Genomic DNA, 13890 nt, shown 5'->3' with positions numbered 1-13890 from the left:
TAAGGTAAAATTTGTAAGTAATTGCGAATTTTCGGCGAATGTCGTCTTCACAGTATAACCAGATTGCTTGGGGTTATATGGTCAAGTGAAGAAGCGCATACGGTGGATGCCTTGGCAGTCAGAGGCGATGAAAGACGTGGTAGCCTGCGAAAAGCTTCGGGGAGTCGGCAAACAGACTTTGATCCGGAGATGTCTGAATGGGGGAACCCAGCCATCATAAGATGGTTACCTTACACTGAATACATAGGTGTATGGAGCGAACCAGGGGAACTGAAACATCTAAGTACCCTGAGGAAAAGAAATCAACCGAGATTCCCTTAGTAGTGGCGAGCGAACGGGGACTAGCCCTTAAGTGGCTTTGAGATTAGCGGAACGCTCTGGAAAGTGCGGCCATAGTGGGTGATAGCCCTGTACGCGAAAATCTCTTAGTCATGAAATCGAGTAGGACGGAGCACGAGAAACTTTGTCTGAATATGGGGGGACCATCCTCCAAGGCTAAATACTACTGACTGACCGATAGTGAACTAGTACCGTGAGGGAAAGGCGAAAAGAACCCCGGAGAGGGGAGTGAAATAGATCCTGAAACCGTATGCGTACAAGCAGTGGGAGCAGACTTTGTTCTGTGACTGCGTACCTTTTGTATAATGGGTCAGCGACTTATTTTCAGTGGCGAGCTTAACCGAATAGGGGAGGCGTAGCGAAAGCGAGTCTTAATAGGGCGTCTAGTCGCTGGGAATAGACCCGAAACCGGGCGATCTATCCATGGGCAGGTTGAAGGTTGGGTAACACTAACTGGAGGACCGAACCGACTACCGTTGAAAAGTTAGCGGATGACCTGTGGATCGGAGTGAAAGGCTAATCAAGCTCGGAGATAGCTGGTTCTCCTCGAAAGCTATTTAGGTAGCGCCTCATGTATCACTGTAGGGGGTAGAGCACTGTTTCGGCTAGGGGGTCATCCCGACTTACCAAACCGATGCAAACTCCGAATACCTACAAGTGCCGAGCATGGGAGACACACGGCGGGTGCTAACGTCCGTCGTGAAAAGGGAAACAACCCAGACCGTCAGCTAAGGTCCCAAAGTTATGGTTAAGTGGGAAACGATGTGGGAAGGCTTAGACAGCTAGGAGGTTGGCTTAGAAGCAGCCACCCTTTAAAGAAAGCGTAATAGCTCACTAGTCGAGTCGGCCTGCGCGGAAGATGTAACGGGGCTCAAACCATACACCGAAGCTACGGGTATCACCTTCGGGTGATGCGGTAGAGGAGCGTTCTGTAAGCCTGTGAAGGTGAGTTGAGAAGCTTGCTGGAGGTATCAGAAGTGCGAATGCTGACATGAGTAACGATAATGGGTGTGAAAAACACCCACGCCGAAAGACCAAGGTTTCCTGCGCAACGTTAATCGACGCAGGGTTAGTCGGTCCCTAAGGCGAGGCTGAAAAGCGTAGTCGATGGAAAACAGGTTAATATTCCTGTACTTCTGGTTATTGCGATGGAGGGACGGAGAAGGCTAGGCCAGCTTGGCGTTGGTTGTCCAAGTTTAAGGTGGTAGGCTGGAATCTTAGGTAAATCCGGGATTCTAAGGCCGAGAGCTGATGACGAGTTATCTTTTAGATGACGAAGTGGTTGATGCCATGCTTCCAAGAAAAGCTTCTAAGCTTCAGGTAACCAGGAACCGTACCCCAAACCGACACAGGTGGTTGGGTAGAGAATACCAAGGCGCTTGAGAGAACTCGGGTGAAGGAACTAGGCAAAATGGCACCGTAACTTCGGGAGAAGGTGCGCCGGTGAGGGTGAAGGACTTGCTCCGTAAGCTCATGCCGGTCGAAGATACCAGGCCGCTGCGACTGTTTATTAAAAACACAGCACTCTGCAAACACGAAAGTGGACGTATAGGGTGTGACGCCTGCCCGGTGCCGGAAGGTTAATTGATGGGGTTAGCTAACGCGAAGCTCTTGATCGAAGCCCCGGTAAACGGCGGCCGTAACTATAACGGTCCTAAGGTAGCGAAATTCCTTGTCGGGTAAGTTCCGACCTGCACGAATGGCGTAACGATGGCGGCGCTGTCTCCACCCGAGACTCAGTGAAATTGAAATCGCTGTGAAGATGCAGTGTATCCGCGGCTAGACGGAAAGACCCCGTGAACCTTTACTATAGCTTTGCACTGGACTTTGAATTTGCTTGTGTAGGATAGGTGGGAGGCTTTGAAGCGTGGACGCCAGTTCGCGTGGAGCCAACCTTGAAATACCACCCTGGCAACTTTGAGGTTCTAACTCAGGTCCGTTATCCGGATCGAGGACAGTGTATGGTGGGTAGTTTGACTGGGGCGGTCTCCTCCTAAAGAGTAACGGAGGAGTACGAAGGTGCGCTCAGACCGGTCGGAAATCGGTCGTAGAGTATAAAGGCAAAAGCGCGCTTGACTGCGAGACAGACACGTCGAGCAGGTACGAAAGTAGGTCTTAGTGATCCGGTGGTTCTGTATGGAAGGGCCATCGCTCAACGGATAAAAGGTACTCCGGGGATAACAGGCTGATACCGCCCAAGAGTTCATATCGACGGCGGTGTTTGGCACCTCGATGTCGGCTCATCACATCCTGGGGCTGAAGCCGGTCCCAAGGGTATGGCTGTTCGCCATTTAAAGTGGTACGCGAGCTGGGTTTAGAACGTCGTGAGACAGTTCGGTCCCTATCTGCCGTGGACGTTTGAGATTTGAGAGGGGCTGCTCCTAGTACGAGAGGACCGGAGTGGACGAACCTCTGGTGTTCCGGTTGTCACGCCAGTGGCATTGCCGGGTAGCTATGTTCGGAATAGATAACCGCTGAAAGCATCTAAGCGGGAAACTAGCCTCAAGATGAGATCTCACTGGAACCTTGAGTTCCCTGAAGGGCCGTCGAAGACTACGACGTTGATAGGTTGGGTGTGTAAGCGCTGTGAGGCGTTGAGCTAACCAATACTAATTGCCCGTGAGGCTTGACCATATAACACCCAAGCAATTTGCATGCTTCAAGCTGAAAAGCGAAAGAGCACCAGATTGCGGTGTGTGAAGACGAAACGAACCGAAAGTTCGAGATACTCACAAAACACCGAAGCTATCACATACCCAATTTGCTGAAGCGAGGCCATCTGGTCACGACTCAGTACCCGAATTTCTTGACGACCATAGAGCATTGGAACCACCTGATCCCATCCCGAACTCAGCAGTGAAACGATGCATCGCCGATGGTAGTGTGGGGTTTCCCCATGTGAGAGTAGGTCATCGTCAAGATTAAATTCCGAAACCCCTGATTGCTAACGCAATCAGGGGTTTTGTTTTGGGCGGTCGGAAAGTATGGCGGGCGAAGACTGTCATTGTCTTGAATGCTAAAGTCCTGCCTTTCTATGCAATGGCCCTACGCATGGCTATCATGCGTGCCTCATTGTGAGGCGAGACTTGCATGCTGACGTTGTTGAAACTTCTAAAAGATGGTCGATTCCACTCCGGGGAAGCGCTTGGTGCTGCCTTGGGCGTCAGTCGCAGTGCTGTATGGAAACAGCTTCAGCATCTCGAGGCGGAATTGAATCTCTCTATCCATAAAGTTCGCGGCAGGGGATATCAGTTGGCTACGCCCCTGGTGTTGTTGAGTGCTGATGAAATTGCTCGGCACATACCCCCTCCTGCATGGACTGTTCATATCTCGGACTCCATTGACTCTACTAATGCCGAAGCGTTGCGGCTTATCGAGGCTGGCCGCACTGCGCCATTTCTTGTGCTTTCGGAGCAGCAAACTGCCGGCAGGGGGAGGCGAGGGCGTAAGTGGGTCAGTCCTTTCGCTCAGAACGTGTACTACAGCCTCGTGCTACGGATCGACGGCGGCATGCGTCAGTTGGAGGGCCTAAGCCTTGTAGTCGGACTTGCAGTTATGCAGGCGCTGCGGGATGCGGGTGTTCGCAATGCTGGGTTGAAGTGGCCTAATGACGTTTTGGTTGGGCAGAAAAAGATAGCCGGAATTCTCCTGGAGCTGGTCGGGGATCCTGCTGATGTTTGTCACGTCGTCCTCGGTATCGGCATTAATGTGAATATGCAAAAAGCGGATGAGGTCGATCAGCAATGGACCTCCGTGCAATTGGAGACTGGCAATGCTGTCGATCGTAACTACCTGGTAGCGCGTCTTGGTGTGCAACTGCAGGCTTATCTTGAGCGACACCGGTTGTCCGGCTTTTCCGCGATCCAGGGTGAATGGGAGCAAAGCCATTTATGGCAGGGGCGGGCGGTATCGCTCATCGCTGGCGTGAATCAGATTGACGGAGTGGTATTGGGGATCGATGGGCAAGGTGCGTTACGGTTGAGCGTGGATGGTGTCGAAAAAGTATATAGCGGTGGTGAGCTAAGCCTGAGGTTGCGTGATGATTCTTGAGCTCGACTGTGGGAACAGCTTTATCAAATGGCGGGTGCTTGAGTCAGATAAGGCGCGCATCTTTGCCGAGGGCGTCGTTGGGTCGGATGCCTCGTTGATCGAAAGCCTGTTCGCTCTCACGGGGCTTGCGCTAAGGGACTGTCGGTTGGTGAGTGTCCGAGCCTCGGATGAGACGAATCAGCTGGTGACTACCCTGGTGGAGGCGTTTGGCGTGAAGGTCCTATGTGCTACTTCGGCAAGGCAGATGGGTGGGGTTAGGAACGGGTACGAAGATTTCGAGCGCCTTGGGTTGGACCGCTGGCTCGCAATGCTGGGTGGTTTTCAGTTGGCGTCGGGCGCTTGCCTGGTGCTTGATTTCGGTACTGCAGCAACGGCGGACTTCATTGCCGCAGACGGTGAGCATCTCGGAGGCTTTATTTGTCCTGGCATGCCGCTGATGCGTAACCAGTTGCGAACGCACACCCGAAAAATACGCTATGACGATATTGCTGCTGAGCGCGCCCTTGAGGCCCTGTCTCCAGGGCGTACAACAGTGGAGGCGGTAGAGCGTGGCTGTACGCTCATGCTGAGAGGGTTTGTACTGACTCAGCTGGAATTGGCTCGAAGCTACTGGGGGACCGACTTCACTGTCTTTCTTACCGGTGGCGACGCCGAGTTGGTAGCTGACGCGGTGCCTCATGGGAGGCTCGTCCCTGATCTGGTTTTTGTTGGCTTGGCGATGGCGTGCCCTTTGTCCTGAGGTTTTTATGCGTTGGCTGTTTCTGCTTTTGCTGGTCCTCAATGTCTTCTATTACATCTGGCATCAGCAGGAAGCCCCTCTGCGCGCTAAAGATGTCACGCCTTTGGCGCTCTATCGTGGCTCTCAGCAAGATATCAGGCTGTTAAGTGAATCGGCTGATGCGATGGTGCGGCGAGACAAGGTAAAGGCGCCTGAAGTGCAGCCTACATGCCTGTACATCGGCGGCCTGTCCGATCAGAAAGAGGTTCAGTCCCTCGAGCAGCGCCTCACAAGCCTGGATATAAAGGTCAAACTGCAATCTCTGAGTTTGCCTGAGGCTCCGGGGTACTGGTTGCGAGTAGCCCCTGAAAGCAGGCGCTTGGCCGATGATCTGCCCTTTGAAAACCTTGCTAATGAATTCAATGAGTTAAAACATAAAATAATGCCGTGCGAAGGCATTGCAACCTTCGAATAGTTTGCATAGAATGGCGCCCGCTTCGCAGTGAAGACCTCTTGGGTCGACAAGGTGAAGCGAAGGTCAACGCAGCTAACCTCATATTTTTTAATGAGAAAGTGGTTGACAGAAGGCTGGCATGATGTAGAATGCCGGCTCGCTTAGGAGGGGTTCCCGAGCGGCCAAAGGGATCAGACTGTAAATCTGACGTCTACGACTTCGAAGGTTCGAATCCTTCCCCCTCCACCATTTTAGCGTGAGCTGCAAGCTCCGCGGGTATAGTTTAGTGGTAGAACCTCAGCCTTCCAAGCTGATGATGCGGGTTCGATTCCCGCTACCCGCTCCAAGTTTGCAGGTTGTGCAAGTTGTTTCGCTCTTGTAGCTCAGTTGGTAGAGCACACCCTTGGTAAGGGTGAGGTCAGCGGTTCAAATCCGCTCAAGAGCTCCATATAACAAGGCAGATATGAAAATATCTGCCTTTGTTTTAACAGCTACCTCTGATTGATTCTGTCCTCTCTCGTTGTCTTTGTTTGAGGTGGTTCAAGGTTCGAAGGGGTTTGTTGTTGTAAAGTCTTTTTCAGATCGGCATAATTGTCGGCCTGATTTTGTTTTAGGTCAGTAGCTCAATTGGCAGAGCGACGGTCTCCAAAACCGTAGGTTGGGGGTTCGATTCCCTCCTGACCTGCCAGATTCACTTGGTGTGTCTGGCTTTCTTTTCACAGGATCTTCATAGATGACTCCTAAGGCTGAAGCTCAAGGCTCTCGCTTCGATCTGCTCAAGTGGCTTGTAGTAGTCGCTGTAGTGGTTGTAGGCGTTGTTGGCAACCAGTACTACTCTGGGTCGCCAATCCTGTACCGTGTCCTCGCATTGCTCGCCCTCGCTGCTGTCGCTGCCTTTGTTGGCCTGCAGACTGCAAAAGGCAAGTCGTTTGCGGTCCTGGTGAAGGAAGCTCGTACCGAGATCCGTAAAGTCGTTTGGCCGACTCGCCAAGAAACCACGCAGACCACGTTGATCGTGGTAGCTGTTGTTCTGGTTATGGCGTTGCTGTTGTGGGGGCTTGATTCCCTGCTCGGCTGGCTTGTTTCCTTGATTGTTGGCTAAGGGTGTCCCGTGGCTAAGCGTTGGTACGTTGTGCATGCTTACTCGGGTTACGAGAAGCATGTCATGCGCTCTTTGCTAGAGCGCGTAAAGCTGGCAGGCATGGAAGATGGCTTCGGCGAAATTCTGGTTCCCACTGAAGAAGTGGTTGAAATGCGTAATGGCCAGAAACGCAAAAGCGAGCGCAAGTTCTTCCCTGGCTATGTGCTGGTTCAAATGGACATGAATGAGGGTACTTGGCACTTGGTCAAGGACACTCCTCGCGTCATGGGTTTCATCGGCGGTACCGCTGATAAGCCTGCTCCGATCACCGACAAAGAGGCAGAAGCAATTCTGCGTCGCGTTGCTGACGGTAGCGACAAGCCCAAGCCGAAGACGTTGTTCGAGCCGGGTGAGGTTGTTCGTGTTACAGATGGTCCGTTTGCAGATTTTAACGGCACTGTCGAAGAAGTTAACTACGAAAAGAGCCGGATCCAAGTGGCAGTGCTCATTTTCGGTCGCTCTACTCCGGTAGAGCTAGAGTTCAGCCAGGTCGAAAAAGTCTAGCTGAGCAAGCATCCCAACCCCGCAGCCTTAGGCTGTGGGGTTTTGTCGTCACTGGGATAAACGCGCAAGTAACCGGGGAGCCTTTCGAGGCGTTCGAACCCGTAATTGGAGTGCCTCATGGCCAAGAAGATTACCGCTTACATCAAGCTGCAAGTGAAGGCCGCTCAGGCCAACCCAAGCCCACCTGTTGGTCCAGCTCTGGGTCAGCACGGCGTGAACATCATGGAATTCTGCAAGGCCTTCAACGCCCGTACTCAGGGTATTGAGCCAGGTCTGCCGACTCCAGTGATCATCACTGTATACAGCGACCGTAGCTTCACCTTCGAAACCAAGTCGACCCCGGCTTCGGTTCTGTTGAAGAAAGCTGCTGGTCTGACTAGCGGTTCCGCTCGTCCTAACACCGTTAAGGTTGGCACCGTGACCCGTGCTCAGCTGGAAGAAATCGCGAAAACCAAAAACGCGGATCTGACTGCAGCTGATATGGATGCAGCCGTGCGTACCATCGCCGGTTCTGCTCGTAGCATGGGCCTTAACGTGGAGGGTGTGTAATGGCTAAGCTGACCAAGCGCCAAAAGGCTATCGCCGGCAAAATCGAAGCGGGCAAGTCCTACAACTTTGTAGACGCTGCTGCTCTGCTGACCGAGCTGTCGACTGTCAAGTTCAGCGAGTCTGTTGACGTTGCTGTAAACCTGGGCGTTGACCCACGTAAATCCGACCAGGTCGTTCGTAGCGCTACTGTGCTGCCACACGGTACTGGCAAGACTGTACGTGTTGCTGTCTTCACCCAAGGCCCAGCAGCTGAAGCTGCTCTGGCCGCCGGCGCTGATCGCGTTGGCATGGACGACCTGGCTGCCGAAATGAAAGGCGGCGACCTGAACTATGACGTCGTAATTGCTTCCCCGGATGCAATGCGCGTTGTAGGTCAGTTGGGTCAGATCCTCGGTCCACGTGGTCTGATGCCTAACCCTAAAGTCGGCACCGTAACTCCAGACGTAGCTACCGCGGTTAAAAACGCCAAGGCTGGTCAGGTTCGTTATCGCACCGACAAAAACGGCATCATTCACACCTCCGTTGGCAAGGTCGGCTTTGATGCCGTCAAGCTGAAGGAAAACGTTGAAGCCCTGATCGCTGATCTGAAGCGTATCAAGCCAGCTTCCTCGAAAGGTATCTACGTCAAGCGCGTTACCCTGAGCACCACTATGGGCCCAGGTCTGGTCATCGACCAAGGCTCGCTGGACGTATAAGACACAAATTGGCGCAAGTAATTGCGCCAATTGAAAGATTGGGGTCCCTGCCTGGCGGGGGCTATCCAAGACCGTAGGCGACGCAAGTCTTAAACCACAAGCCTACGCAGATGGTGCTCCCGGTTCCTTACCGAATCAGACACCAAAACGACATCCGGCCTAGGCCAGATGAAACGGTAACAAGCAGGAGTTAAACCCGTGGCAATTAATCTCGAAGACAAGAAGGCCATCGTCGCTGAAGTCAACGAGGCTGCCAAAGCTGCTCTGTCCGCTGTCGTGGCTGATGCCCGTGGTGTGACAGTAAGCGCTATGACCGGACTCCGTAAAGAGGCTCGTGAAGCTGGCGTATACGTACGTGTTGTACGTAACACCCTGCTCAAGCGCGCTGTTGCTGACACTGAATACAGTGTCCTCAACGACGTGTTCACCGGCCCGACCCTGATTGCGTTCTCCAAGGAACATCCTGGCGCTGCTGCCCGTTTGTTCAAGGAATTCGCGAAGGGTCAGGACAAGTTCGAGATCAAGGCAGCTGCGTTCGAGGGCAAGTTCCTCGCAGCTAACCAAATCGACGTACTGGCAACACTGCCGACCCGTAACGAAGCTATTTCTCAGCTGATGAGCGTGATTCAAGGCGCTACCAGCAAGTTGGCTCGTACTCTGGCCGCAGTTCGCGAGCAAAAAGAAGCTGCAGCAGCCTAAGGCTGAGCACTTCCTCTCGCGTATTTTTGTTTATTTCGATGGCCGCGTAGGCCGTCCCCCAATTCAGGAATTACAGCAATGTCTATCTCCCAAGACGATATCCTCAACGCCGTAGCTGAAATGTCGGTTCTGCAGGTTGTTGAGCTGATCAAAGCTTTCGAAGAAAAATTCGGTGTTTCCGCTGCCGCTGCTTCGGCTGGCCCAGCTGTTGCCGCTGTTGCTGCTGAAGAGCAAACCGAATTCAACGTCATGCTGCTGGAAGCTGGCGAGAAGAAAGTAAACGTGATCAAGGCAGTACGTGAACTGACCGGTCTGGGCCTGAAAGAAGCCAAGGCAGTAGTTGACGGCGCCCCTGCCCAGGTTCTGGAAGCAGTGTCGAAAGACGCAGCTGACAAAGCTAAAGCAGTGCTGGAAGAAGCAGGCGCTAAAGTCGAGCTGAAGTAAGCATCGACCTTGCGTCTCCAGCCCAAGCGTTAAGCTGAAGGCTGATGGCTGGTGGCTCTTGCCACCGGCCTTTTTCCGTTATTGGCAATCGACTCGGTCGTCGCCTCTAACGCGCTGTAACCACCCGATGCGGTGGCGCAAACCATGGGGTTTGCAAGATTTTCTGGCTGCTCCCGTCGGGAGGGGCCAAACAAGCAGGTGACCAAGCTGGGGAACGCTGATGGCTTACTCATATACTGAGAAAAAACGTATCCGCAAGGACTTTAGCAAGTTGCCGGACGTCATGGATGTGCCGTACCTTCTGGCTATCCAGCTGGATTCGTATCGTGAATTCTTGCAGGCGGGAGCGACCAAAGATCAGTTCCGCGACGTGGGCCTGCATGCGGCCTTCAAATCCGTTTTCCCGATCATCAGCTACTCCGGCAATGCTGCGCTGGAGTACGTCGGTTATCGCCTGGGCGAACCGGCATTTGATGTCAAAGAATGCGTGTTGCGCGGTGTTACGTACGCCGTACCTTTGCGGGTAAAAGTCCGTCTGATCATCTTCGACAAAGAGTCGTCGAACAAAGCGATCAAGGACATCAAAGAGCAAGAAGTCTACATGGGTGAAATCCCCCTGATGACTGAGAACGGTACCTTCGTTATCAACGGTACCGAGCGCGTTATCGTTTCCCAGCTGCACCGTTCCCCGGGCGTGTTCTTCGACCACGACCGCGGCAAGACGCACAGCTCCGGCAAGCTCCTGTACTCCGCGCGGATCATTCCGTACCGCGGTTCGTGGTTGGACTTCGAGTTCGACCCTAAAGACTGCGTGTTCGTGCGTATCGACCGTCGTCGCAAGCTGCCGGCCTCGGTACTGCTGCGCGCGCTCGGCTATACCACTGAGCAAGTGCTGGATGCCTTCTATACCACTAACGTATTCCACCTGAGCGGCGAAACCCTCAGCCTGGAACTGGTGCCTCAGCGCCTGCGTGGTGAGATTGCCGTTCTGGACATCCAGGACGAAAAAGGCAAGGTCATCGTTGAAGCCGGCCGCCGTATTACCGCGCGCCACATCAACCAGATCGAAAAAGCCGGTATCAAGACGCTGGAAGTGCCTCTGGACTACGTCCTGGGTCGCACCACCGCCAAGGTCATCGTGCACCCGGCCACCGGCGAAATCCTGGCTGAATGCAACACCGAGCTGAACACCGAGATCCTGGCGAAAATCGCCAAGTCCCAGGTTGTTCGCATCGAGACCCTGTACACCAACGACATCGACTGCGGTCCGTTCGTCTCCGACACCCTGAAGATCGACTCCACCAGCAACCAATTGGAAGCGCTGGTCGAGATCTATCGCATGATGCGTCCTGGCGAGCCACCAACCAAAGACGCTGCCGAGACCCTGTTCAACAACCTGTTCTTCAGCCCTGAGCGCTATGACCTGTCTGCGGTCGGCCGGATGAAGTTCAACCGTCGTATCGGTCGTACCGAGATCGAAGGTTCGGGCGTGCTGTGCAAGGAAGACATCGTCGCGGTACTGAAGACCCTGGTCGACATCCGTAACGGTAAAGGCATCGTCGATGACATCGACCACTTGGGTAACCGTCGTGTTCGCTGCGTAGGCGAAATGGCCGAGAACCAGTTCCGCGTTGGCCTGGTACGTGTTGAGCGTGCGGTCAAAGAGCGTCTGTCCATGGCAGAAAGCGAAGGCCTGATGCCGCAAGACCTGATCAACGCCAAGCCAGTGGCTGCGGCGGTGAAAGAGTTCTTCGGTTCCAGCCAGCTCTCGCAGTTCATGGACCAGAACAACCCGCTCTCCGAGATCACCCACAAGCGCCGTGTTTCCGCACTGGGCCCGGGCGGTCTGACTCGTGAACGTGCAGGCTTTGAAGTTCGTGACGTACACCCGACTCACTATGGTCGTGTATGCCCGATTGAAACGCCGGAAGGTCCGAACATCGGCCTGATCAACTCCCTGGCTGCTTATGCGCGCACCAACCAGTACGGCTTCCTCGAGAGCCCGTACCGTGTGGTGAAAGACGCACTGGTCACCGACGAGATCGTGTTCCTGTCCGCCATCGAAGAAGCTGATCACGTGATCGCTCAGGCTTCGGCCACGATGAACGACAAGAAAATGCTGATCGACGAGCTGGTAGCTGTTCGTCACTTGAACGAGTTCACCGTCAAGGCGCCGGAAGACGTCACCTTGATGGACGTATCGCCGAAGCAGGTAGTTTCGGTTGCAGCGTCGCTGATCCCGTTCCTGGAACACGATGACGCCAACCGTGCGTTGATGGGTTCCAACATGCAGCGTCAAGCTGTACCGACCCTGCGCGCTGACAAGCCGCTGGTAGGTACCGGCATGGAGCGTAACGTAGCCCGTGACTCCGGCGTTTGCGTCGTGGCTCGTCGTGGTGGCGTGATCGACTCCGTTGATGCCAGCCGTATCGTGGTTCGTGTTGCCGATGACGAAGTTGAAACTGGCGAAGCCGGTGTCGACATCTACAACCTGACCAAGTACACCCGCTCCAACCAGAACACCTGCATCAACCAGCGTCCGCTGGTAAGCAAGGGTGATCGGGTTCAGCGCAGCGACATCATGGCAGACGGTCCGTCCACCGATATGGGTGAGCTGGCACTGGGCCAGAACATGCGCATCGCGTTCATGGCCTGGAACGGTTACAACTTCGAAGACTCCATCTGCCTGTCCGAGCGTGTGGTTCAGGAAGATCGCTTCACCACGATCCACATTCAGGAACTGACCTGTGTGGCGCGTGACACCAAGCTTGGGCCAGAGGAAATCACTGCAGACATCCCGAACGTGGGTGAAGCTGCACTGAACAAGCTGGACGAAGCCGGTATCGTTTACGTAGGTGCTGAAGTTGGCGCAGGCGACATCCTGGTAGGTAAGGTCACTCCGAAAGGCGAGACCCAACTGACTCCGGAAGAGAAGCTGTTGCGTGCCATCTTCGGTGAAAAAGCCAGCGACGTTAAAGACACTTCCCTGCGTGTACCTACCGGTACCAAGGGCACTGTTATCGACGTACAGGTCTTCACCCGTGACGGCGTTGAGCGTGATGCTCGTGCACTGTCCATCGAGAAGACCCAACTCGACGAGATCCGCAAGGACCTGAACGAAGAGTTCCGTATCGTTGAAGGCGCGACCTTCGAACGTCTGCGTTCCGCCCTGGTAGGCCACAAGGCTGAAGGCGGCGCAGGTCTGAAGAAAGGTCAGGACATCACCGACGAAGTACTCGACGGTCTTGAGCACGGCCAGTGGTTCAAACTGCGCATGGCTGAAGATGCTCTGAACGAGCAGCTCGAGAAGGCCCAGGCCTACATCGTCGATCGTCGCCGTCTGCTGGACGACAAGTTCGAAGACAAGAAGCGCAAACTGCAGCAGGGCGATGACCTGGCTCCAGGCGTGCTGAAAATCGTCAAGGTTTACCTGGCAATCCGTCGCCGCATCCAGCCGGGCGACAAGATGGCCGGTCGTCACGGTAACAAAGGTGTGGTCTCCGTGATCATGCCAGTTGAAGACATGCCGCACGATGCCAATGGCACCCCGGTCGACGTCGTCCTCAACCCGTTGGGCGTACCTTCGCGTATGAACGTTGGTCAGATCCTTGAAACCCACCTGGGCCTCGCGGCCAAAGGTCTGGGCGAGAAGATCAACCGTATGATCGAAGAGCAGCGCAAGGTTGCTGACCTGCGCAAGTTCCTGCACGAGATCTACAACGAGATCGGCGGTCGCAACGAAGAGCTGGACACCTTCTCCGACCAGGAAATCCTGGATCTGGCGAAGAACCTGCGCGGCGGCGTTCCAATGGCTACCCCGGTGTTCGACGGTGCCAAGGAAAGCGAAATCAAGGCCATGCTGAAGCTGGCAGACCTGCCAGAAAGCGGCCAGATGCAGCTGTTCGACGGTCGTACCGGCAACAAGTTTGAGCGCCCGGTTACTGTTGGCTACATGTACATGCTGAAGCTGAACCACTTGGTAGACGACAAGATGCACGCTCGTTCTACCGGTTCGTACAGCCTGGTTACCCAGCAGCCGCTGGGTGGTAAGGCTCAGTTCGGTGGTCAGCGTTTCGGGGAGATGGAGGTCTGGGCACTGGAAGCATACGGTGCTGCTTACACTCTGCAAGAAATGCTCACAGTGAAGTCGGACGATGTGAACGGTCGGACCAAGATGTACAAAAACATCGTGGACGGCGATCACCGTATGGAGCCGGGCATGCCCGAGTCTTTCAACGTGTTGATCAAAGAAATTCGTTCCCTCGGCATCGATATCGATCTGGAAACCGAATAACAC

10 protein-coding genes, 4 tRNA genes and 2 rRNA genes are annotated in these 13890 nt (G+C 54.3%); all 16 read left to right on the top strand.

What is annotated here, in order from left to right:
• The first annotated feature begins 79 nt into the window (after window positions 1–79).
• The 16 genes from NVB75_RS16880 to rpoB all read left to right on the top strand — a co-directional run bounded on the left by NVB75_RS16880 (window position 80) and on the right by rpoB (window position 13887).
• Window positions 80–2973, top strand: a 23S ribosomal RNA gene (locus NVB75_RS16880).
• Between the two features lie 171 nt (window positions 2974–3144).
• Window positions 3145–3260 (top strand): 5S ribosomal RNA (rrf, locus tag NVB75_RS16875).
• Window positions 3261–3429: 169 nt separating this feature from the next.
• Window positions 3430–4389 carry a bifunctional biotin--[acetyl-CoA-carboxylase] ligase/biotin operon repressor BirA gene (gene birA / locus NVB75_RS16870; protein WP_258342433.1) on the top strand — a complete coding sequence of 320 codons (960 nt, stop codon included), beginning with the start codon at window positions 3430–3432 and terminating at the stop codon, window positions 4387–4389.
• Window positions 4379–5128, top strand: coding sequence for a pantothenate kinase (locus NVB75_RS16865; RefSeq protein WP_258342431.1), 750 nt, complete (start codon window positions 4379–4381; stop codon window positions 5126–5128). The genes birA and NVB75_RS16865 overlap by 11 nt, the downstream gene beginning before the upstream one ends.
• Window positions 5129–5135: 7 nt before the next feature.
• Window positions 5136–5582 carry a hypothetical protein gene (locus NVB75_RS16860; protein ID WP_258342429.1) on the top strand — a complete coding sequence of 149 codons (447 nt, stop codon included), beginning with the start codon at window positions 5136–5138 and terminating at the stop codon, window positions 5580–5582.
• A 143-nt stretch (window positions 5583–5725) separates the two neighbouring features.
• Window positions 5726–5810 (top strand) — tRNA-Tyr (locus NVB75_RS16855).
• Window positions 5811–5833: 23 nt separating this feature from the next.
• Window positions 5834–5907, top strand: a tRNA-Gly gene (locus NVB75_RS16850).
• A 26-nt stretch (window positions 5908–5933) separates the two neighbouring features.
• Window positions 5934–6009 (top strand) — tRNA-Thr (locus NVB75_RS16845).
• Between the two features lie 164 nt (window positions 6010–6173).
• A tRNA-Trp gene (locus tag NVB75_RS16840) sits at window positions 6174–6249 on the top strand.
• Between the two features lie 45 nt (window positions 6250–6294).
• The gene (secE, locus tag NVB75_RS16835) at window positions 6295–6663 is read left to right on the top strand and encodes a preprotein translocase subunit SecE (protein WP_003210099.1); all 369 of its coding nucleotides are present in this window, start codon (window positions 6295–6297) and stop codon (window positions 6661–6663) included.
• A gap of 9 nt (window positions 6664–6672) precedes the next feature.
• Window positions 6673–7206 (top strand): transcription termination/antitermination protein NusG, encoded by a 534-nt coding sequence (gene nusG, locus NVB75_RS16830; protein WP_003176436.1) that lies wholly within the window; start codon window positions 6673–6675, stop codon window positions 7204–7206.
• A gap of 117 nt (window positions 7207–7323) precedes the next feature.
• The gene (gene rplK, locus NVB75_RS16825; RefSeq protein WP_003210097.1) at window positions 7324–7755 is read left to right on the top strand and encodes a 50S ribosomal protein L11; all 432 of its coding nucleotides are present in this window, start codon (window positions 7324–7326) and stop codon (window positions 7753–7755) included.
• Window positions 7755–8450, top strand: a complete 696-nt coding sequence (gene rplA / locus NVB75_RS16820) for a 50S ribosomal protein L1 (RefSeq protein WP_003176434.1) — start codon at window positions 7755–7757, stop codon at window positions 8448–8450. Before rplK ends, rplA begins: the two co-directional genes overlap by 1 nt.
• Before the next feature lie 198 nt (window positions 8451–8648).
• Window positions 8649–9149 (top strand): 50S ribosomal protein L10, encoded by a 501-nt coding sequence (gene rplJ, locus NVB75_RS16815; RefSeq protein ID WP_003210095.1) that lies wholly within the window; start codon window positions 8649–8651, stop codon window positions 9147–9149.
• 78 nt (window positions 9150–9227) lie between these two features.
• Window positions 9228–9593, top strand: a complete 366-nt coding sequence (gene rplL / locus NVB75_RS16810) for a 50S ribosomal protein L7/L12 (protein ID WP_003210093.1) — start codon at window positions 9228–9230, stop codon at window positions 9591–9593.
• Window positions 9594–9813: 220 nt separating this feature from the next.
• On the top strand, window positions 9814–13887 hold the full coding sequence (rpoB, locus tag NVB75_RS16805; RefSeq protein ID WP_017476319.1) for a DNA-directed RNA polymerase subunit beta: 4074 nt from the start codon (window positions 9814–9816) through the stop codon (window positions 13885–13887).
• Window positions 13888–13890: the final 3 nt, after the last annotated feature.

Source organism: Pseudomonas sp. CBS (genome assembly GCF_024734645.1).
Lineage (GTDB): Bacteria > Pseudomonadota > Gammaproteobacteria > Pseudomonadales > Pseudomonadaceae > Aquipseudomonas.
This window is presented reverse-complemented; position numbering and strand designations above follow the sequence as displayed.

Excerpts from the sequence above, each read along its gene's own strand:
- birA (WP_258342433.1), top strand. The coding sequence starts at position 3,430 with ATGCTGACGTTGTTGAAACTTCTAAAAGATGGTCGATTCCACTCCGGG.
- secE (WP_003210099.1), top strand. The coding sequence starts at position 6,295 with ATGACTCCTAAGGCTGAAGCTCAAGGCTCTCGCTTCGATCTGCTCAAG.
- NVB75_RS16865 (WP_258342431.1), top strand. The coding sequence starts at position 4,379 with ATGATTCTTGAGCTCGACTGTGGGAACAGCTTTATCAAATGGCGGGTG.
- rpoB (WP_017476319.1), top strand. The coding sequence starts at position 9,814 with ATGGCTTACTCATATACTGAGAAAAAACGTATCCGCAAGGACTTTAGC.
- rplL (WP_003210093.1), top strand. The coding sequence starts at position 9,228 with ATGTCTATCTCCCAAGACGATATCCTCAACGCCGTAGCTGAAATGTCG.
- rplA (WP_003176434.1), top strand. The coding sequence starts at position 7,755 with ATGGCTAAGCTGACCAAGCGCCAAAAGGCTATCGCCGGCAAAATCGAA.
- NVB75_RS16860 (WP_258342429.1), top strand. The coding sequence starts at position 5,136 with ATGCGTTGGCTGTTTCTGCTTTTGCTGGTCCTCAATGTCTTCTATTAC.
- rplK (WP_003210097.1), top strand. The coding sequence starts at position 7,324 with ATGGCCAAGAAGATTACCGCTTACATCAAGCTGCAAGTGAAGGCCGCT.